The sequence below is a fragment of the Flexithrix dorotheae DSM 6795 genome, assembly GCF_000379765.1.
GTDB lineage: Bacteria > Bacteroidota > Bacteroidia > Cytophagales > Flammeovirgaceae > Flexithrix > Flexithrix dorotheae.
Map to the genome: position 1 here is coordinate 1 of NZ_KB903464.1, position 22,132 is coordinate 22,132.

A 22,132-nucleotide genomic window follows, 5' to 3' on the forward strand; every position below is an offset into this window, starting at 1 on the left:
TTGCTGTTTTAGATTTCAATCATAATAATTGGTTGGTAAAATTTGGGGCAGCTTATAATAACGATGGAAACAAATATCAGGAAAGTCCTTATCTGGTCAATTATTATAAATACCTGGCTTTTCTTTGGGTGAATAAGAAGGTTACAGATAAAATTCAGTTTTCCATACTGAATTCAGTAGATGCCAATGAAGATAAGGATGATTTTAAAAAAGTGTATCCCAGATATACTTCAGGTGTGTATTTCAAGACAGGAGACGATGAATCAAAATTAGACCTTCAGGCTTCAGCATTTTACCAATACGGGAAGAATCCCCTTGGGAAAAAGTTGAATGCATACATGTTCTCCATAATTCCCAAATATAAATTTAATTCCTGGCTGACAGGAGCAGTGGGGACAAATTATTTCAGTGGAAATAATGAAATGGAATTAGACGGTGATGAAAGCAAAGCTTTTAATAAACTATTTGGTGATGGGCACCGGTATTATGGGTATATGGATTATTTCCTGAATATAGAAAGCAATACGAAAGGAGGGGGAATGAGAGAGTTTTTTGCCAGTTTGTTTTTCAAAACAGGCAAAAAAGGAATAATGGAAGTATCCTTCCACAATTTTGCCCTGGCAGGCACCTTATTAGATCCCGAAATTCCTTCACAAATGGTGGCTGTTGACAAAAATTTAGGTAATGAAATAGATCTACAATACACTTTAAAAATTAATAAGGATCTGAGCTTTAGAGCCTCATATTCTACCATGTTTGCCACTTCCTCTATGGAAATATTAAAAGGTGGTGACCATGAAAGGTATCAACAATGGGTAGCCATTATGCTAATGGCCAAACCAAGTCTTTTTTCCAGTAAATAAACACGCAATTCTTAATTGACATGAAATTATTCGAATTAACTACAAACCAGAGAATAGTTATAATATTCTTATTTGTGATTTTTATTTCTATTTCAGGAGCAATTTATAATTCACTCCAAACCCAGGAATTAAAGGGGGAAATTGAAAAGATTTATAATGACAACCTTTTAAGTATAGATTATTTGATAGAAGCGGACAGAGATGCTTACCAGTCAAGTATCTTAATTTCCCAGGCATTATCTGATATCGTAAAGGAGGATTCTGCCAAACTGAGCAGCATGTTTATAGATATCAAGGATAATCTTGCTCAGGTCTCTGAGCGGTACAATAAGTTTTTTAATATCTCAGCATTTACTAAATTAAAAGAATTTGATAAATACGATACTTACGACAAAACCTTCCGGGAGAAACATGGTGAATTAACAGTAGTTACCAACGAAATTGTTTCTTTGCTTTCTGCTGGTAATTTCGATAAAGCGGAAGCCCTTTATTATACCTCATATGCATCTGCATTTGAGCCAATGAGAGATGCGATGGATAAGTATACTGATTTAAGTCTGGGGTCAGCTGATGAGGCCTATCATTCCAGTATGGAATTAAGTGAGGGTATCTTTAGAAATTCTATGGTTATCGTCCTGCTGGTTTTTATAAGCATTGTAGCAGGTGGATTATATCTTAAAAGAAGTATTTCAATCCCACTTAAGGAAGCAATGGCTATTGTGGATAAAATATCTGCGGGAGATTTAAGGGTGAAAATTCAAAGAGAGAAATATAATAGAAAAGATCAAATAGGTTTTCTTTTATTGAAAATAGATGATATGGCTAAGAACCAGCGGAAAATCATTTGGACGGTTAAAAGTGGAGCGGATTATATCAATAAAGCCAGTGTGGAATTAAGTTCTTCAGCAGGACAATTGTCTCAGGGAGCCTCTCTTCAGGCTAGTTCTGTGGAGGAAGTATCCTCATCAATGGAAGAGATGGCCGCCAATATCCAACAAAATACCGATAATGCAAAAGAAACGGAAAGGATAGCATTAAACTCCAACAAGCAAGTGGAAACCTCCAATAAATCAGTAGAGGAAACGGTGGATTCCATGAGTACAATAGTGCGAAAAAACTCAATTATTGGAGAAATTGCCCGACAAACTAATCTTTTGGCTTTGAATGCGGCTGTTGAAGCTGCGAGAGCCGGTGAACATGGGAAAGGTTTTGCTGTGGTTGCTTCTGAGATTCGAAAATTAGCTGAGCGTAGTCAGACAGCTGCAAAAGAAATTGACGAAATATCAAATTCCAGTGAAAAGGTAGCCAGAACTGCGGGCGAAATGCTCAATAAATTAGTACCTGAAATTGAAAAAACCAGTAACCTTGTAGCGGAAATCAGTGCTGCAAGTATTGAGCAAAATGACGGTGCCAATCAAATTAACATAGCCATTCAACAACTGAATACCGTAGTACAACAGAATGCAGCAAGCGCTGAGGAGCTGGCCTCCAATTCAGAGGAATTAAATAGTCAGGCTGAAATATTGAGAAAAGCCATTTCCTTCTTCAAGTTGAATGAAGATGAATATAATAATGAATCTAATCTCAATGCATTCCAATCAATGAATAGTTTTACATCCCGACAAAATTTTAATACTCAGCCCCCACAACAAAATTCGGGTATTGAGTCTAAATCAAATGGATTTGATTTAATTCTCGATCAGAACAAGGATAATCTGGATGGGGAATTTGAAAAGTTTTAGGCTGAAACTTTCAAAAGAAATGCTTGAAAAAAGGAATATTTAGTTCTTTTTTCAAGCATTAAATTTCATCGGATGCTCATTTAGAGCATGATTAAAATTTATCCTTTTGGCTGCAAAATGGCATTTAGGGAACATCAGTTCACTATAAAATTTCCAAATAGCGCTGGTATACAAAAATTTTCTAGCATCCCGAAAACCCCAAACTGACATTTTCGCTTCAAAAAACAAAATTTAAACATACTCTTAACCTTCATTAGCTCATAGCAATAAACCTTGTGTTTTTTTGTCACAGATACCTGGATGATCTTAAAAGGTGGTTCAAAAATGTAGTGTTGTACTTTAAACGGAATACAAGCAATGATAAAACAGGCTAATAATTATGCTAACCTCCATACCTTTATAAAACTTAAAGATTCTGAGTTTCGAAAACTGAGTTTGTTTATTTATAAAAATTATGGCATTAATATTCCTATAACCAAAAAGACTTTATTGGAAAGCAGGCTGCAAAAAAGGTTAAAAGAATTGCAGTTAAGGTCTTTTAAAGATTATTTGAAGATTGTTATTAATGAGGAAGAAAATAAAGAAATCGTAAAGATGATAGATCGGGTATCTACCAATAAAACTGATTTCTTTCGGGAAAAAGCCCATTTTGATTTCCTTTCAGAAAAAGCCCTTGTCAATTTCCTTCTTAAGGATGATTTAAAAATCTGGTGTGCAGCATCCTCAAGTGGAGAAGAAGTCTATACTTTGGGCATTACCGTTGAAGAATTTATTAAAAATAACAAGGCTAATTTTAATTACTCCATTTTAGGAACTGATATCTCAACCGAGATGCTGAACAAAGGAATCCTGGGAATTTATGATGAGGAAAGAATACAAAACATACCTTTAAGTCTAAAAAGGAAATATTTCCTTAAAAGCAAGGACAAGGCTAAACCGGTGGTGCGGGTTACTAAAGAATTACGGGATAAAGCCACTTTTAAAAGGCATAATCTAATTGAAAATAATTATCCAACTACAACCGATTTCGATATAATTTTTTGTAGAAATGTACTGATTTATTTTGACAAACCTACGCAGGAAAAAATTATAATGAAATTATGTAAGAGATTAAAAAAGGGGGGCTACTTTTTCTTGGGCCACTCAGAATCGATTATTGGAATTAATGCACCTTTAAGGCAATTGGCTCATACTACTTATCAAAAAATATAACTTTTCCGGGAAACGTTACACAAACAGAAACTTGTCCAGTAACTGTTTTTCCATCAATTATCAGGAGTAATTCGTAATAATAGTCTTGCGTTATTTTCAATAGAAAAGTAAAGCTTAAATGTTAAAGCAGGGAGTTTCGCAAGACACTACTTTAATCACCTAAACCTGGATAATATGAACTTTTGGAAGGATAACAATGAAAGTTTAAATACCTTTTTAGATGTATCCGCAAAAAGGAAGCAGCTATCAAAAAAGCTTTTTTTGATGCCATCTGAAATTTTTGTCACCAAAGAAAATTATAAAATAGCAACCATATTAGGTTCCTGTGTTTCCATCTGTTTATTTGATCCAATTGCCAAAATTTCAGGGATAAATCATTTTATGTTACCTCTATGGAATGGAGATGGATTGGCAAGTCCTAAATATGGTAATATTGCTATTTTAAAGTTAATTGGGGAAATGGAAAAGTTGGGGGCAAAACGCAACAAGATGACCGCTAAAATTTTTGGAGGTTTGGAAAATCCAGATTCGGTTTATGATGTGGGGAAAAGGAATATAGAAGCAGCAGATACTTTACTAAAACGGCTCCAAATAAAAATAATTACCAGTCAAGTAGCTGGAAAACAAAGTAGGAAAATTGTATTTGATACCCATTCCGGAGATGTTTATATGAAATATATTGATTAAGATAAAGGACTAATAGATGTCGGATAAAAAGAAAATTAAAGTATTGGTAGTTGACGACTCGGCATTAGTTCGTAAAGTTCTATCTGAGTTATTGGGTTCAGATAATGAAATAGAAGTTATAGGTGCTGCGGGAAACCCTTACTTTGCATCCAGGATCATTAAAGCGCAAATTCCGGATGTAATAACCCTGGATGTTGAAATGCCTAAAATGGATGGCCTTACTTTTTTAAAAATCCTGATGAGTCAAAAGCCTATTCCAGTGGTAATTATATCCAGTCTTACGGAAAAGAACAGCCTGACAGCTTTAAAAGCACTGGAATTGGGAGCGGTGGAGGTCATTCAAAAACCAACCATAAAAGCAATAACAGATACCAAAAATGAGAGCCGTTTACACCTGATTGATTTAGTTAAAGCCGCCTCAAAAGCTAAAATCCGAAAAGCAAAAAAAAACGTTCCTGCAAGACTGGTTACCCATTCAACTTCAGCCTTTGGCTCATCAGCGGTGAATCAAACCAGTATGATCAAAACCACTCAAAAAGTAGTGGTGATGGGTGCTTCCACAGGTGGAACTGAAGCTTTGAAAGAAATTCTTTGTAGTCTTCCATATGATTCTCCGGCTATCGCCATTGTGCAACACATGCCAGAGGTATTTACCAAATCCTTTGCGGACAGACTAAATGAAATTTGCCAGATTAAGGTAAAAGAGGCTGAAAATGGAGATACTCTTCTAAGAGGCCAGGCTTTAATCGCTCCTGGAAATAAACATATGCTTATAAAAAGAAGTGGAGCGAAATATTTTGTCCAATTATCGGATAGGGAACCGGTAAACAGACATCGTCCAAGTGTGGATGTTTTATTTTATTCTGCAGCCAGATATGTTGGAAGTAATTGTATAGGGATTATTTTAACAGGAATGGGAAAGGACGGGGCAAACGGTTTATTAGAATTAAGAAATTCCGGAGCGGATACTATAGCTCAGGATGAAAACTCCTCAGTGGTTTTTGGCATGCCTAAAGAGGCCATTAGATTAAAGGCCGCTAGAAAAATACTGCCTTTAGAAAATATATCTTCTACCATTCTCAATTAAAATAAATAGACGATTACTTATTTTTATATCCACTAATATGTAAAAACATTACCGCAAAAATTTGTTTTATTTCCTAATAATTTCATTATTCACCTTTGATACATTTTTTGTTTGTTTATGAGAATGGAAATATTTGAGGTAATAGGATTCATCGTAAATTTATTTTTATTCCTTTATTTAGCGGTAATAATTTCCAGGAATAACTTTAAAATCCATCTCTTTTTAAAAATATCACTCTTATTATTATTAATTAGTAATGTATTAACAATTTTAGAAAGTTTCGGTAATTATAATTTTCTCAATTTTATGGAACACCTGTCTTTTTTGGGTAGTTGTATATTTTTATTTTTATCAAGTCTAAGGGAAAAAGATCCGTCTAAATGATGAATGAAATTTCCATATTGAATTTATTATCCATCTTTTTTTTGACTGCCACTATTGTGGTGTTCATTTTTAGGTGGTTTAAAAATAAATTTTTAGGATCTTATTACATCTTGTTGGTTTTCGCTGTATTATTTCTGTTGACTGCCTCCCTTACCAATTTTTTAGAGCATTCCGGAATCAGTTCTGCTTTTGATAAATATGAAGATTTTTTAAGGATGCTTTATCTTCCATTTTTAATATTTTCTGTTTTAAATCAATTGATTTACAAGGAATTACAAATAAAAGCTGAGAATGAAATTAAATTTAAGGGAATATTTAATGGAGCGTTCTCCTTTATAGGATTATTAGATTTAAATGGTGCTCTGGTTGAAGCAAATGATACGGCACTTAATTTTGCAAAAACGGAGTTATTAGCGTTAAAAGGCCTTCATTTTTCAAAAACTCCATGGTGGAGTCATTCTTCAGAAGAACAAGAAAAATTGAATGTGGCAATAGAAGATGCCAAAAAAGGAAAGACCACCCGTTTTGTAACGACTCATTTAGATAGCGAGAATAAATTAATTTATGTAGATTTTAGTATTAAGCCAGCCTATAGCAATAAGGGGATTTTAACCTACCTTATTGTAGAGGGAAGGGACATTACTGCATCTAAGAAGTTTGAATTAGAACTCATCCATTTAAAAAATGATTTAGAGGTAATTGTTAAAAATAGAACGGAGGAGCTTGAAGCGGCAAATGAAGAATTGACTTCTTCCAATGAAGAATTACAATTGACACTTGAAAAACTTCATTCCTCCCAGGAGCAACTTGTTCTGGCTGAAAAAATGGCTTCCATAGGCGTATTGGCTGGCGGAGTGGCACATGAAATAAATAACCCCATGAACTTTGTAAAATCCGGATTATATGGATTCAAGCGGGTGTTCAGGGAAATCATATCAAAATTTCAAAAAAGTGAATTGCTGAATGAGCATGATAAATTGTATTTGGATGAAAAAGTTCAGGTGCTCAATAAAGTGATGAAAAATATTGATAACGGGGTGAACAGAACTACTAAAATTGTGAAAAGTTTAAATACCTTTAGTGATTCTTATTCTGAAAAAACTGATGTTTGTGATGTTCATGAGATTATAGATAAGTGCCTTTCTTTAATAATTATAGACCCAAATAAAAGTATTGAAATTAAAAAGAACTATTCCCCCGAATTACCCCCAATTCATGCCAATGGGAATGCATTAGGAATGATTTTCACGAACCTAATTACTAATGCGGTGCAATCAATTAAGGAAAAGGGAAATATTTTCCTTTCTACATTTTATTCAAATCCTGAATATGTTAAGGTTGAAATAAGGGATACCGGAGTGGGGATATCCAAGAAAAAATTAGATAAAATTTTAGATCCATTTTTTACCACAAAAGAAATTGGAATGGGGAAAGGGTTGGGGCTGTCTATGGTATATGGCATCCTAAAAAGACATAATGGAGATATTACTTTCTCCTCGGAAGAAGGAAAAGGAACCACAGTGGAATTGAAAATTCCAATTTCATAGCATTCACCAATAAGTTTTAATCCAAAATTGTCAATTGGATTTAACGGAGTACATTAACTCCGTTAAATCCATTTAGTTCCATTAGCTTCTTATTTCCCTTCGCATAAATATGTAATAAGACAAAGCAAAAAGCGCTATGGTAATCGCTATTAAACCACTAACCTGAGGCCATACAATCATCAAACTTTCCTTAAATGGCAATGGAGAGGGTAAGGCACCCACCATTTGCTCCATTGTTAAGGGGCCTAAACTACGGATCGCAGGCATCAACAAGGTGGTGGTAGCATCTGTATAAAGTTGGCTGGGTGCGAGGCGCATTAAACTCCTGATGATCTCATTGTAACGATAAATGTCCACTTCTGTTAACTGATTTCCATCTGGTATAAATGACTTCACCACCAGATTGATAATAATTTGATAAAAAACTGTAAAAAACAGCCAAATCCCAATGGCAGTAAGTGCTGAAGTGGCCGCCTGTTTAAAGCGAATAGAAAGTAAAATAGACAACCCTAACCAAAAGCCTATATAGACCACACAGACAAAAGTGAAACTTAAAATTCTCAAGATTTCCTCAGTTTCAATAAGCACTCCTGTGAGGATTATGCCGCAACCTACCATCAATAAAGTAAGTGTAAAAAACAAGGTCCCTACTAATATTAAGGCGCTCACAAATTTTGATAACAATAAATTATCCCTGTATACCGGCTGAGCCATTATTCGGATGAGTGTGCCTCTTTGTTGTTCAGCGTTTATGGCATCAAATCCAAGGCTTATCCCCAGTAATGGGCCTAAAAAATTTAGAAATACATGAAAAGGCGGCAGATTACCTTCCGTGGTAGTAAGTAACTTCAGATACAAAAACAAGTGGTCAGTATCTTTTACCTTGGCTACTGCCTCCCGAATATTGTTCATGGCAACTGCAGTGGCTCCCCAAAATGTAAGAACAACAAGACCAAGCAAAACTATAAACCGCCAGCTACGGATATGATCCGCAATTTCTTTACCGACCATAATCCAAAAAGGAGAGCGATAAGATTGCAAGGGTCCTGAGGGTTTTTCCGTGAAAGTGTTTACAATGTTTTTCATCTACTTATATGCTCAGTTAAATGATTCTCAAAATACTTTTGATAAATTTCCTCCAGACCATATTCCTTCCTCTGTACACCCATTACATCATACCTTTTATCCACAAAAAAACGAACAATATCGGGGGTTATATCGGTATTGCAAACAATATCAATACTATTTCCCTCTACAGATATTTTTTGAACAGCCTCCAACATCAGCAGCTCTTTTTCATATGGCCAGGGAGTGGTTATGGTATTTTGTAAAGTAATACGTACTTCATAAGATTCATTGGTAAAAAGGTTATTGGAAAGTGAATTAATATTACCCTCTGTCAGGAGTTTTCCTTTTACAAAAATTCCCACCCTATCGCACACCTGTTGAACCTGATGTAGGTGATGGGAAGAAAGTAATACGGTCAATTCCTGTTCACGACTTAGGCGTAAAATGAGTCTAAGGAAATCTTTGACTCCGCTAGGGTCAATACCAAGAGTTGGTTCATCTAATATGATCACCTCCGGCTGCTTAATAAGTACCTCAGCAAGTCCTAGTCGCTGTTTCATGCCTCTTGAAAAGGTAGCTGTTTTTTTATGAAAGGCCTCCTTTTCCAGCCCTACCATTTGCAGAGTTTCTTCTGCACGCGCCTTTATTGATTCCCGAGGGATGTCATTCAATGAACCAATATATACGAGATTTTCCAGAGCAGTCATGTTATCATAAAAATTGACGCTATCCGGTAAATAACCCACCCTCCTTTTTACAGCAATAGGTGCTTTTGTGGCATTATAACCACACACATTTACAGTTCCACCGGTAGGCTCTGTTAGTCCTAAAGCCATAAGAATGGTGGTAGTTTTACCTGCTCCGTTGGGCCCGAGTAACCCAAATATTTCTCCTTTCTTAATGCTGAGATTCAACTGGTCAACGGCCTTGAAGGAACCATAGGATTTAGTAAGGTTCTTCAATTCTATTATTGGATTTTCCATAGCTCCGATTATCTTCTGCCAAACTTACGAATCAGGAACACAACAGTACCGATAGCAAGCAGAATTACTGCCATGCCAACCCACCCTGCTAACACAGATGTTTTTACTGTCATTCGGTAAGTAGCAGTGCTGGTTGATGCTGTGTTTTTTGCGGTAAATTTGCTAATATAATCTCCAGCTAAGGTTTTGTCTGGCACTTTCATAGTGGCGATTATCTCGGTAGTTTTGCCCGGTTCAAGTTGTTGAATTTCTGCAGGAGAAAAAGTTGCCTCCCACTTTGAAGGAGTTTGTGAAGACAGGGTAATATCCTCCAGGGCTAAAGTTCCCTTATTTTTTACTTCCAGGCGTATTTTTTTTTGTTCACCTTCAGTAATTTTGCCACTCAATAGCCCTGTTGGGGTGGTAAGTTCGATTTCATAAGAGCCTTTCACCACAGCCTCCAGATCGAGCTGTAAGTTCTCATTTTCTGAGGTAGCATATACCGGAATTTTATACTTTGAAGGCTGTGCCCCGTAGGCAGCATTTATTTCAATGTTAATACTTTCCTTTTTATCGGGGTCTATTTTAATGGAAGTTACCCGGCTGCCCTGAACCTTAAAGGCGACTCTCCATCCCTGGGGAGCATTTGCTTTCAACTCATACACCTGAGCCTTATCTGAGCCATTTTGAAGTGTAGACTGGAAACGAAAGGTTTCGTTCACAGGTGCTTCAATATTAATAAGCCGTGAGGTAAATGAAGAAGCGTTATTTTGGTCTTGTGCAAGGACCTGTGAATTCAATAAATAAGTAAGAAAAAATAAACCAAATAGAAATAAAAAAATGTTGGTTATCCTAAAGTTTGTTGTTTTAAAATTATCTACTAACATAGTACAATAAGTAAAAATTATTTATAATAAAATTTAAGTTTGCCTTTTATCAATTGATAACTTTTCGCCAAATTTGGAATTACAATTTTATATATGCCAAAAAAATCTTACAAAAAAATAACTTTTTTTAACAGCTCTACTCGTGCTCAGGGACATTATCGAAAAAAGGCATAAATAAATATCCAATGAAGTTTGGTTGAACAATATCTGTTTAAAAGGTTCTCGGACTTATCTGAAGTTATTAAAAAAACCACCCATTTTTTTGTAATTTTAAGCGGACTATTTACCTTGAAATTAACCACACAGCGTCACTTAATTACAATTAAATTCGAACATCAATTGACCATTTTAGAAAGCATATTAATAGATAAAATAGGGCTTACTTTTGAGGAGTTTTCAGTTGTAAATCCTTTCGTCCAAAAAAGACTACTCAAGAAAAAAGAGCTAATCATAAAAGCGGGGGACACTTGTTCTTTCATAGGTTTTTTAGAATCGGGAACACTTCGATCTTATGTGCTTAAAAATGGTGCGGAATTCAATGTAGATTTTTATTTTCCAGGTTCGATCGTAAGTGCCTACACCAGTTTTCTTGAGCAAAAACCAACTGACGGTTTTATTCAGACTATTTCCGAATCAGTGTTATACACTTTGCCTTATTCGGATTTTCAAATCCTTCTTAAGCAGGATACCAGATATTACAAAATTGCCAGGTATATTGCCGAAACGCTATTCATAAAAAAGTGCAAAAGGGAAAAATCTTTATTGATGGACTCCGCAAATGAAAGGTATAAATATCTTCTCGGGCTTTATCCAACTATAGAGCAGGATGTACCCCAATATCATATAGCATCCTATCTTGGCATTAAGCCAGAATCACTTAGCAGAATTAAATCCTTAACCTACATCAATGAAAAAGATGGGTCGTAAAAATAGTTTTGTGATGAATTTCAAAATCATAAAACAATGAAACTATTTTCTATTCTTATCTTTCTTTTTCTGACCACATCCATGTGTACCCCACCAAAACAGGGAAAAATTACCAGAAAAACATTATTGGATGTGAGTTTTCCTCAAAGAAATGTATCTCTTATTAAAATTGTTGAGGTAGAACTTCCTGTAGGGCAAAAAGCACCCATTCATCAACATCCCTGCCCGGTATTGGGGCAAATAATTTCAGGAACCTGTCTGATGGAAGTTGAAGGAGAGGAATCAAGGGTTTTGCAGGCAGGTGAGGCTTTTTATGAACCAGCGGGAAGGCCTATTATTCATTTTGATAACCTTTCAGAAGAGGAGCCATTAAAATTTGTAGCCTACTATCTCACCAATGGAGAAAGGAATTTAATTGAGATGTTGGAAGTTAAAAAAAGGTAGGAGCTTGTATAATTTTAGTTTTCAGGCAAAAACCTTCGGTTTTGGGTGCTCACGGAACAAAAAAAGTTGTAAAGGATTACTGCATTTTTTCTACATTACCCTGGATTTTCCAACTTATTTTGGAGGTCATTTATCCATTGAGACCAGGGAGGTTTGTTATGGAAAATTTATCCATAAAGCTTATTATTGCCTTGATCATTATTATTTCAGGATTTGTACCTGGATTATTAAAACTTACTCAAAAGCATGGACCTAAAAACGAAATTAAATAAATTGGATCTGGATCTTCCCGAAGTTTCCATACCAGGAGGAAACTATACCTCAGTCAATATTAGAGGAAATGTGGCCTATGTAGCCATTCAATTCCCCATTCACAATGGAGAATTTCAATACCAGGGTCGATTGGGCGATCAGGTTTCTACAGAGAATGGCTATAAAGCCATGCAACTTTGTGGATTGAATGTACTGGCACAAATAGCCAATAAAATAGGATTTGATCAGGTACTCGGCTTAAACCATATTGATATCTATTACAGAGCGGTTTCACAGTGGGATGAAAGCCCTAAAGTGGCGAATGGAGCCTCTGATCTTTTTGTGAATGTACTGGAGGAAAAAGGGACTCATTCAAGGGCTATTTTCGGTGTTGAAAATTTACCCCGAAATTTTAGTGTGGGTTTAACCAGCTCCTGGACTTTGTTTTAATCCACTGCTCATTTCAGACAAAATTGGTATATATTTTTTAACTTTAAATAAAGGACATCTACCTGTAAGCCACCTGGAATTGCTTAAAAAGGTAAGCAACCGAATACTTTATTTAAATCCCAAAGAAAATGAACCCATCAAAAATCCTTGAATTAATTAGTCGTGGAAGAACGGATTATATTGTAGAGTTAATGAAACTACCGAACTGGACCGAACTGCTCAAGCAAGGCGAGGTAAATCCTCTGCAATGGTTGGTTTATTATAATGATGTTACAGGATTGCGAAGTGTTTTAGCGCATGAGGGTACGCTTGAAAATTTAAATATCAATGAGGAATTGGGAAATGCAGCTTTTTTTGGCCATTGGAAAGTGTGTGATTTTTTAATTAATCATGGGGCTGATGTAAATTATCAGGTAGAAGGAACAAAAGAAACACCCCTTCATAATGCGCTGGCTAAAGCAGGCAGACCATATTATTTTTATGTGGTGAAGCTATTAGTGGAAAAAGGAGCAAATATTAATGCCAGGACAAATCCAGGTATAGAAACGGGAGCATTTATGCGTGATGCACGGACAAAGGGAGAAACTCCGCTTCACAGAGCCGCAGCCTATGCTGATGAACATACGATTGCTTTCCTGATTGCAAATGGGGCCGATAAACAGGCAAAGGATGATCATGGGGATTCCCCTTTAAGTTGGGCCAGCCAACATCTCAGACCAGGCCGAATTTTGGCTTTGCTAACTTATGATCAATTCAGGGTATCTGAGAAACATAAAACAATCAATGTAAGCGATCACGGACATGGTTGGGGAAACACTATGGATTGGAATTTGGTCGGGGATTATTTACCTGAAAATTATCCTGAATAGTGTAATCAGGAATTCATTAATTAAATAGTTATTTTTTATTGAATCATGCTCTAAGGAAACCTCCTGTTTCTATTTTTTATTCTAAAAATAATCTTCATTTCTCTTTACTATATTTTTCCATTTTTGTTAAATGGGCTATTTGGTTTTGGCTTTGCTGTTTTCTTTTCTGTTATTTCAAAACCCTGGTTTATCAGCAAAAGCCAGTGATTGATTTGGGTACATGCCAACTAAAATTTTTTACGGATAGTCCATTTGGGTGATATGCATAGTACTAAAAACAAACATTTAAAAAAGACAAAGTAGAATTTTAACCACTGAATGAATTACAATGGGTCGGAGAATATCTAAATTAGGGGAGGCATATTTTTATGACAAACAGAATTTTCAGCATTGTGAAAATTCCATAAAGGATTCGTTTTTTAAATTATCTTTCCGCTTAAAAATATGTACAATACTGCTCATTTTTGTTTCGGGAAGCTCAGTATATGGCCAATTTCTAAATGTTCTTGATTTTGGAGCGATAGGGGACGGGGTAACTGATAACACCAAAAATATTCAAAAAGCAATTGATGAATGTTCCAAAACTGGGGAAAAGGTCTATTTCCCAGCGGGTGAATTCCTTACCGGCACAATCATTTTGAAAAGTAATGTAACAATTTTCCTTTCCAGGAATACTAAAATTTTGGGGCATACCGATATCGAAAAGTATCCTTTACTTGATCCTGGAATTCGATTTTACGGTGAAAAAAAAGCGAAACGCAGCCTGTTTTTTGCCAAAAATTCGGAAAATATTTCAATTGAAGGTGAAGGTACAATTGACGGGCAGGGAGCCACCTTTACAAAGCCTGAAAACAATAAAATTCGACCATATTTACTGTGGTTTGCCAATTGCAAACAAATTAGTGTAAAGAATGTGAGCTTAAGAAATTCTGGGTATTGGATGCAGCATTACCTCGGTTGTGAATATGTGCTGATAGATCATATTAATGTGTGGAATCATTCCAATAAAAATAATGATATGATTGACATTGATGGGTGCAAATACGTTACGATCTCCAATGTTGTCGGGGATGCTGATGATGATGGCATTACCATTAAAAGTACCTCTCCGCTTAGTTCTGAATATATCACCATTACCAATTGTATCATTAGTAGTCATTGCAATGCCATTAAGTGTGGGACGGAATCAACGGGAGGATTCAAAAATATAGTTATTTCTAATTGTGTAGTGAGGCCTTCCCTAAAAAAGGATGTAATTTATGGGAAACCAGCCGGAATCAGTGGTATTTCTCTGGAACTTGTAGATGGAGGAATTATGGAAAATATTTCCATAAATAACATTACTATGGAAGGGCCGGAAGTACCAGTTTTTTTGCGCCTGGGCAATCGGGCACGGAAACATCAGGAAGATGCCCCCGAACCTCCTTTAGGACGTATGAATAATATTAACATCGCAAACATCATTGCTACAAATGCAGGTATAACGGGTTGTGCGATTACCGGTATTCCAAAATCACAAATTGAAAATGTTTCACTCAGCAATATTTTAATTGAAGCAAAGGGTGGAGGAAATGCAGGTGACATGATGAAACCCGTAGAAGAAGCAGAATCCAAATATCCTGAAGCTACTATGTTTGGTCAACTTCCTGCTTACGGTTTTTATATCAGACATGCCAGGGGTATCAAACTTAATAATGTAACTTTAAAGTACAAGGAACATGAAAAAAGACCAGGTATAATTTTGTCAAATACAGCAAAGTTTAATTTTTCAGACCTTGATATTCAGACTGCACCAGAAAGCAATGCTGCAATTTATGTGGAGAAAAGTAAAAACGGCCTGATTACAAATACCAATCATTTTTACCCATCAAAACATTTTTTATGGAAGGATGAAAGATCTGAAAACATCAAGCTATTAAACAGCTTTTTTAGTGAAATAACCAAACCGATAAAATAGTTTATATTGACATAATAAAACGTTTAAAATATATTCGTCTACGCAAATATATTTTAAATAGACTTTTTCCTCCCCATATTTTCAGCAGTGCCATCTAGTTGAACTTAAAGTAGATCAGGTAGCATTGAAAGGACCTTTCTGTTCATAATTGATTATTATATTAATTAGTCTCACTTTTTATGAACAGTATCCCATTACCGTATTCCTTAGAGAGGGTTTTAATCAAAATCAATCGACAGCAGTTCTTCTTAGGTACGAATCGCACTCAAATCTTTAAAAATATGATTTTTGGAAGAATGATGTAAACTTGAGTTTGTATTTAATGGCCAACCATTGTAAGATCATCCAAATTTCCAGATATTAAATCTTTGTCTAATTTCCTTTCTCCCGGAGGTTTATATTTTTTTATAATTGTCAATCCAAATATTTATAAAAGTGACAACTGCCATTTTATGGCGATATTACACATTGTTAAAACAAAATTTTAAGTAAGTATAATATTAAAATTCAGAACTATATTTTTATCGATTTTTTAACTGATATAGTTAACATTAATTAAACATTTATTTAACATTAAATTAACACATAAAACCGCATATGCAAATACATTTGTAGTATCTACCAACCTTAAATATTATGCTATGAAATTATTTCTACTTGCTGTTTGCTTCATCAGTACTTTACTTATTGATAAACCTGAGAAAAAAAACAGTCATTTTTTAATCAGTGATACTACCAGTTATAATACCGTAAAGGAAACCAAAATTCTAAACAAAACGGGGTTGCCTATAATAGAAGGAACATTGAATGGAAAAAAAGCTTATTTTTTATTAGACACTGGGTCAAGTATGAGCCTGCTCAACTCTCAGGATGCTAAAAATTATGGGTTTAAACTCTGGAGTAAAAACAATATTTCAATTTCGGGTATAGGTGGAAGAGGTGCTTCGATTTGGGCAGTTATAAAAGCCGAAATTAAAATAGGAGACAAAAATATCAAGGGTATGTCTAATGCGCTGAATATTAGCGGTATAGAACAGTTTCTCAGGAAAAAGACTAGATATCATATTTCCGGAATAATAGGCTCAGATGTGATGCAAAAACATGGGTTTGTGGTGGATTATACCGAAGGAAAATGTGTCATCAAAAAATGACTTAATAATTTAGCATTTTTTTCTGTTGTCATCTGCTGACATTATCCTTAGGTTTTGGCTCTTTTTCATGATGATCCATTTTTCATTATTTCCATCATACCAAGATCATTTCACACCTGACTCAGCTTTTTCAGATGGTTTAATTAATTGATCAATTTCTTTCACAAGGGCATTGATGGTAACAGAAATTTGGTTTATATGTTTTTCGATAGCATAAGCATCTTTTTCATGAAAGCAGATCTGCTCACCCGATTCAATAACCTTCTGAAAATGAGCAAGATCAAGATGTAAGGTAGTGCTTCTTACTTTATGAACAATGCCATCAAACAGTGCTTTATTTTTAGAAGAAATTGCGGTTAAATAATCCGTCAGGAATTCTTCAAATACCCTTTTGCTTGCCCGTAAATATTGAAAATAAAAACTCTCGCCATATCCAAATAGCTCTTCAAGTTTTTCCTTTTTAATGATATTATTAGGTACATTGTGAAGGGATTCTGAATCCTTTGTGGCTTTTTCAACGGGTTTATGCTGCAAGTACTTGGCTATTTTTTCGTACAATTCTGTCGGGTTGAAAGGTTTGGTGATAAAATCAACCATACCTTTCAAAAATACCTTATCATACACATCGGAAAGTGCAGCAGCAGAAAGTGCGATGATTTTTGTTTTGTCAAATTTCTCCGGATACAGTTTTTTAATTTTTTCTGTAGTTTCAAAACCATCCATTAAAGGCATTTGCAAATCCATTAAAATGATATCATAATCATTTTCTTCCACCATTTCCAAGGCAATTTTTCCATTCAGGGCAAAAGACAAATTAGTATTCCATTTTGTCAGAAATTGCTGGGCAACCAATTGATTGGTAGGATTATCTTCCACCACCAATATATTCGCTCCATTCAGGTCTTTAGCTTTATTTTCAAACCGATTTGCCTGATAAATATTGGTTAGAGATTTTACCTGCTGATGGTCTCCTTTTTTGATTTTTAATCTAAAATAAAATGTAGAACCTTTACCGTATTGGCTTTCCACTTTAATTTCACTTTTAAACAATTTGAGGAGATTCTTTGTAATGGATAAGCCTAACCCTGTACCTCCAAATCTTCTTGTAGTATCGGATTCTGCCTGAGTGAATTTTTGAAAAATTAAATCTATTTTTTCCGGTTCTATTCCAATTCCCGTATCAATAATAGCGAAATCAACCATGGCATAATCATCATCTTCATCTTCCAATTCCACATTAATTTTCACTACACCTTTTTCGGTAAATTTTATGGCATTATTTACCAGATTTGTCAGTATCTGAGTCAGTCTGGTCTGGTCTCCTTTTAAGATGTTTGGGACAGAGGAATCCAACATGACTTTCAGCTTTAAGCCTTTTTCTTCAGCTTTAAAAGAAAGGCCGCTTTTAATCATCTCGATTAAATCAATAAGGTTAAAATCGACTTCTTCCAGTTTCAATTCCCCGGATTCAATTTTACTGAAATCAAGAATATCATTGATTAGGGATAATAAATTTTCTGCAGAAAATCTTAGAATCTTAAGCCGTTCCAGTTGGCTGGGTTTGGGTTCATCCTCAATTAATAAATGAGACATTCCAATTACCGAGTTAAGTGGAGTCCTGATTTCATGGGACATCGTAGAAAGGAATTCGGTTTTGGCTAAGGAAGCTTTTTCTGCTATTTCCTTTGACTTGATGATTTGCAATTCCTGTGCTTTCCTTTCCAGGGTAGAACCCACCCATCTGGCCAAAAGCCGGATAAATTCCAGGTCTTCCTCGATAAACCCATTTTTTCTAGGATCAGGACCTGAAAAATTGACCGTCCCATACCTTTTGCCTTTCACAAAAATAGGCATACCAATATAAGTCTCTAACTTAAAACTTTCATAACAGGGATGTTGAGCATATCTGGATTTTTGCATATAAGGAATGGCTATGGCATCATTGGCAGCATAGGTAATGCTACAATAGGTATCCTGAAGCGGAAAATTTTGTGCTTTTTCTAGTGCAAACCTACTGTCGTTAGAAACGAAATGATTCACAATATAATCCTCTTCTTCAATCTTGCTGATAATCCCTAAAGGCAATTCAAAATGCTCACAAACAAGCTGCAAAGCTTCCTCCAACTGCTGATCAAACTCCAAATATCCCTTAGAAGCAGTAGCATTAAGGGCTTTTAACCCACGCTGAAAATACTTTAATTTTAATTCCGACTGAATGTCTTTGGTAATGTCCTGAAATATACCAGATATTTTAGTACGTTTTCCATTTTTCATTTCAGCCCTTCCCATTACCCTTACCCATTTATGCCCGCCTTTGGCAGTCAAAATTCCCAACTTTAAATCAAATGGCTCGCCAGAAGAGATACATTTTTCTACCGCCTTGGTAATAATTGGTTTGGACTGGTCATCATAGAAATCTATTCCCTTTTCCACTGTTGGGACAAAATCAGCAGGTGCCTCATGGATACGATAAGTCTCCTGGGACCAATAAACTTTTTTTGCTTCCAGGTCAATAATCCAATTTCCAATGTGAGAAATCTTTTGGGCTTCTTTTAGCAGATGCTCGGATTTTTTAAGAGCAATAGTATTTGATTTTTCCTGGGTAATATTAATCGCAGAACAATACAGTCGCTGGTTTTTCTGATCAGGTACTACATTCCATGAAAAAATAATATAATCTCCGTCTTTTTTCCTGTACCTGTTCTCGAAATCTATAGTAGCCAAACCTTCATTGGCTAATTTCATAATTTCAGCCTTTGTCCTTTGCATATCATCAGGATGCACAAAATCAGCGTAGGAGGCGTTTAAAATTTCCTCTTCTGAATAGCCTAAGTTTTCAGAAAAAGCAGGGTTTATTTCTAAAAAATTTCCTTCAAAATCCCCTACACAGACTGGGTTGAGGGATAAGTTAAACAGGTTTTTATATTCTTTGAGTTTAAAATCTTTGAGTTTTCGCTGATTAATATCCTGAATTTGAGATATAAAATAAAGGGGATCTCCCTGTCCGTCTCTTACTAAAGAAACTGTCAACAAAACCCAAACAGTATTGCCATTTTTATGGAAATAGCGCTTTTCCATTTGGTAACTTTCAATTTCCCCCTTTAAAACTTTTTGTACATTTTCCAGATCCAGGGTTAAATCATCCGGGTGGGTAATTTGCTGAAAATCAATATTTAACAGTTCTTCTTCAGAATAACCCACAATTTCACAGATGGCCTTGTTCACCTTAAGCCAGGTACCATCCGGACCGACTAATGCCATACCGATAGGGGCTTTCTCAAATACCTGAAGAAATCGCTCCTCACTTTCCTTCAGACTCAATTCAATAGTTTTCTTTTCGGTTATTAAAAAATTGATAGAAAGAAACTTCTCTATTTTACCAGTCTCGTTTTGCAGGGGTTGAATAATTTTATCCAGCCAATAAGTACTTCCTTTTTTGCTAACTTCCTTTACTTCTCCACGCCACATTTTCCCTTGTGAAAGCGTTTCAAATACCTCATTCCAAAATTCATTTGTATGATCATCGGATGCCAAATCTTCCATTGATCTTTTTTTCAGTTCGGCTTCTTTATAGCCAGAAACTTCGCAATAAAGTCTATTGGCATCTACTATTTTGCCTTTTAAATCCAATTCGGCAATGATGGTACTTTTATTAAAAACATTGGTAAAAGAATTTAACGCTTGCATAGGGCTTTTTTTGGATCAAGTTTTTCTGGTCAAAAAATACATTTACTTTATCTAAATGTACTATTGGAAAAGCATGCATACATTATTTTGGAAGGAGCTTAATCACGGAAAATCACTAAATTAATCCTTCTAATTGAATGTAATTTTGCTTCGATTATAAAGTAGTTAGTTTGAAGGTTAAATAGTCTGTACTGTTGATATGTAAAAGACTTTTGGTTGTATTAACCTGATAATTAAAACAGCGATAGAATGGTTAGTATGTAGTACCTTAAAAAAATATAAACGGAAACAAAAATTAGTTTCGTCTGTTAATCACCTTAGTAAAAAAATATGTGATATAGTCTAAATAAGGTGAATTTCCAGCTTTATAAAGTAATGCTAGCAGTAAAAGTATTTGCATGTAAATTCTAATCCAAATACCCATGTAGAGGATCATGTACCTTAATTTTGTTAACAATGTAAACATTTTACAAAATATCCCCTTTAGACCTGAATACGAGAAAATAATTTGAAGTTTTTATGATATTTTAAAGATTAAATTATACTTTATCTAGTAATATCTGGATTCCCTGATTGTGAACTGGTATGTAATAATCAGTAAATAGTTGTAAGATTGAGGGTTTAAGAGTAGAAAATTTTCCCTTGATTTAGAACTTTTCAGGTTTGAAGGCCTTTGCAAAATTTCCCTTCATTTTTATATCATCTGGCTACTTTATGGTTTATCCTGAATTTTGTATCCTATGAAAATCAGGTATCCTATCGGGTTATAAGTGGTAGGTGCGTTGTGAAGACCTTTGCTAACAACCTTAATATTTAAACAAGGGTATTTTGTTATTTTATTATCAATAACAAAATACCTGCTTAAGAAAACCGGTCATCAAAATTATTTCTGGACGGCTATTTCATGAAATATAGGTGAGGTAAAAACGCGGCTACTATTTGCCTTTTAACTGGCAAAGAGTTCGACTCTTTGTTTACCTTCCAAAGTTTAAAAATTACTCTCAAAGCCAATTTAAAACGTATTAAATAAAAATCAGAAAACCAAGGTTAAATGTCATACTTTGTATGGATGGAAGTCATATGTAGGGTAAAATTCCGGGAATATATTTGGAAAAACCCCTTTTACTCAAATCCTTAAAACCGTGGAAAAACATAAAAACATATTAGTTCCCACTGATTTCTCGGAAAGGGCTCATAATGCACTAGATCAGGCAATCTACCTGGGAAAAAAGATCAAAGGAAAACTGATTATTTATCACGTTTATCATCGTCCTGTTGAAGATGGAGGATTAAAACTCTCTGAAAAAGAAAAACGCATTGATAAGCAGTTTGAAGAATTGAAAAAAATCCATCCCGGATTATCCGGTATTCCATATGAGTTCAAAAAAGAACTGGGAATTTCCCTAAATAAATTTGTTGAAGTGATTAAAAGAGAAGCTATTGATCTGATTGTAATGGCTACAAAAGGGGCAAAAAGTTTCGATGTATTGTGGGGCACTAAAACTGCCAAAGTTATTAAACAAGCAACTATGCCGGTTTTTGTTATCCCCGATAATACATCACTTATCAATTTGAAAAATGTGTGCCTTGCATGTGATTTTAGCACTTCTACAGATTACCATCAATTGGAATTATTAATTGACCTGGCAAAAAAGTTAGAATTAACCATTAATGTCGTCACGCTCAATCGCAATGAGAGAGTGATGACCATTCGGGAGCTGGAACATCGGGAAAAAGTAATTAGAAAACTGGAAAGTGTAAAAACTAACTTCCATTTTACCTATCACCACAATTTAGAAGATGGATTAGTGAATTACTGTCTCCATAATGGCATTAATTTGATTGCCATTTTGCCTAAAAGTTACTTTTTTATTGAACGGCTGTTTCATGAAAGCTTAACTGAAAAAATGACTTTCCGTAGTCCCATTCCTTTAGTAGTCCTTAAATAATCATGCG

Annotated in this window: 17 protein-coding genes; 13 read left to right on the forward strand and 4 right to left on the reverse strand. The window is 35.0% G+C overall.

Annotation, left to right across the window (positions count from 1 at the left end):
* The 6 genes from A3EM_RS0126565 to A3EM_RS0126600 all read left to right on the forward strand — a co-directional run.
* Positions 1-863 (forward strand): hypothetical protein (locus tag A3EM_RS0126565; RefSeq protein WP_020531283.1); only part of this gene is annotated, 863 nt, incomplete at its 5' end.
* Positions 864-883: 20 nt separating this feature from the next.
* A complete protein-coding gene (locus A3EM_RS43775; protein ID WP_020531284.1) occupies positions 884-2,605 on the forward strand; it encodes a methyl-accepting chemotaxis protein in 1,722 nt (573 codons plus the stop codon).
* A 357-nt stretch (positions 2,606-2,962) separates the two neighbouring features.
* Positions 2,963-3,817: a CheR family methyltransferase gene (locus A3EM_RS0126580; RefSeq protein WP_020531286.1), complete on the forward strand. Its 855-nt coding sequence runs from the start codon at positions 2,963-2,965 to the stop codon at positions 3,815-3,817.
* A gap of 174 nt (positions 3,818-3,991) precedes the next feature.
* Positions 3,992-4,504 carry a chemotaxis protein CheD gene (locus tag A3EM_RS0126585; RefSeq protein ID WP_020531287.1) on the forward strand — a complete coding sequence of 171 codons (513 nt, stop codon included), beginning with the start codon at positions 3,992-3,994 and terminating at the stop codon, positions 4,502-4,504.
* Between the two features lie 16 nt (positions 4,505-4,520).
* Positions 4,521-5,591, forward strand: a complete 1,071-nt coding sequence (locus tag A3EM_RS0126590) for a protein-glutamate methylesterase/protein-glutamine glutaminase (RefSeq protein WP_020531288.1) — start codon at positions 4,521-4,523, stop codon at positions 5,589-5,591.
* Between the two features lie 380 nt (positions 5,592-5,971).
* Positions 5,972-7,522: a PAS domain-containing sensor histidine kinase gene (locus tag A3EM_RS0126600; RefSeq protein WP_026210617.1), complete on the forward strand. Its 1,551-nt coding sequence runs from the start codon at positions 5,972-5,974 to the stop codon at positions 7,520-7,522.
* Positions 7,523-7,603: 81 nt separating this feature from the next.
* Here A3EM_RS0126600 and A3EM_RS0126605 read toward each other — a convergent pair whose 3' ends face one another.
* Genes A3EM_RS0126605 through A3EM_RS0126615 form a run of 3 tightly spaced genes read right to left on the reverse strand, consistent with a single transcriptional unit; the run spans position 7,604 to position 10,352 of the window.
* Positions 7,604-8,608: an ABC transporter permease gene (locus A3EM_RS0126605; protein WP_020531291.1), complete on the reverse strand. Its 1,005-nt coding sequence runs from the start codon at positions 8,606-8,608 to the stop codon at positions 7,604-7,606.
* Positions 8,605-9,573 (reverse strand): ABC transporter ATP-binding protein, encoded by a 969-nt coding sequence (locus A3EM_RS0126610; RefSeq protein ID WP_020531292.1) that lies wholly within the window; start codon positions 9,571-9,573, stop codon positions 8,605-8,607. The genes A3EM_RS0126605 and A3EM_RS0126610 overlap by 4 nt, the downstream gene beginning before the upstream one ends.
* An 8-nt stretch (positions 9,574-9,581) precedes the next feature.
* Entirely contained in the window at positions 9,582-10,352 is a 771-nt protein-coding gene (locus A3EM_RS0126615) for a COG1470 family protein (protein ID WP_245576561.1), read from the reverse strand.
* 375 nt (positions 10,353-10,727) lie between these two features.
* On the opposite strand from A3EM_RS0126615, the gene A3EM_RS0126620 reads away from it, so the two are divergent.
* The 6 genes from A3EM_RS0126620 to A3EM_RS0126660 all read left to right on the forward strand — a co-directional run bounded on the left by A3EM_RS0126620 (position 10,728) and on the right by A3EM_RS0126660 (position 16,489).
* A complete protein-coding gene (locus A3EM_RS0126620) occupies positions 10,728-11,366 on the forward strand; it encodes a Crp/Fnr family transcriptional regulator (RefSeq protein WP_211212017.1) in 639 nt (212 codons plus the stop codon).
* Positions 11,367-11,402: 36 nt separating this feature from the next.
* Positions 11,403-11,810, forward strand: coding sequence for a cupin domain-containing protein (locus tag A3EM_RS0126625; protein WP_211212018.1), 408 nt, complete (start codon positions 11,403-11,405; stop codon positions 11,808-11,810).
* A 246-nt stretch (positions 11,811-12,056) separates the two neighbouring features.
* Positions 12,057-12,512: a RidA family protein gene (locus A3EM_RS0126635; protein WP_020531297.1), complete on the forward strand. Its 456-nt coding sequence runs from the start codon at positions 12,057-12,059 to the stop codon at positions 12,510-12,512.
* A 128-nt stretch (positions 12,513-12,640) separates the two neighbouring features.
* Positions 12,641-13,381: an ankyrin repeat domain-containing protein gene (locus A3EM_RS0126640; RefSeq protein WP_020531298.1), complete on the forward strand. Its 741-nt coding sequence runs from the start codon at positions 12,641-12,643 to the stop codon at positions 13,379-13,381.
* Between the two features lie 328 nt (positions 13,382-13,709).
* Positions 13,710-15,338 carry a glycoside hydrolase family 28 protein gene (locus A3EM_RS0126650; RefSeq protein ID WP_020531299.1) on the forward strand — a complete coding sequence of 543 codons (1,629 nt, stop codon included), beginning with the start codon at positions 13,710-13,712 and terminating at the stop codon, positions 15,336-15,338.
* A 641-nt stretch (positions 15,339-15,979) separates the two neighbouring features.
* Complete coding sequence (locus tag A3EM_RS0126660; protein ID WP_020531301.1) at positions 15,980-16,489, forward strand: retropepsin-like aspartic protease; 510 nt, start codon at positions 15,980-15,982, stop codon at positions 16,487-16,489.
* A 105-nt stretch (positions 16,490-16,594) separates the two neighbouring features.
* Here A3EM_RS0126660 and A3EM_RS46320 read toward each other — a convergent pair whose 3' ends face one another.
* Positions 16,595-20,176 (reverse strand): PAS domain S-box protein, encoded by a 3,582-nt coding sequence (locus A3EM_RS46320; protein WP_020531302.1) that lies wholly within the window; start codon positions 20,174-20,176, stop codon positions 16,595-16,597.
* A gap of 1,142 nt (positions 20,177-21,318) precedes the next feature.
* Here A3EM_RS46320 and A3EM_RS0126670 point away from each other — a divergent pair.
* A complete protein-coding gene (locus A3EM_RS0126670) occupies positions 21,319-22,125 on the forward strand; it encodes a universal stress protein (protein WP_020531303.1) in 807 nt (268 codons plus the stop codon).
* The last annotated feature ends 7 nt before the right edge of the window (positions 22,126-22,132 follow it).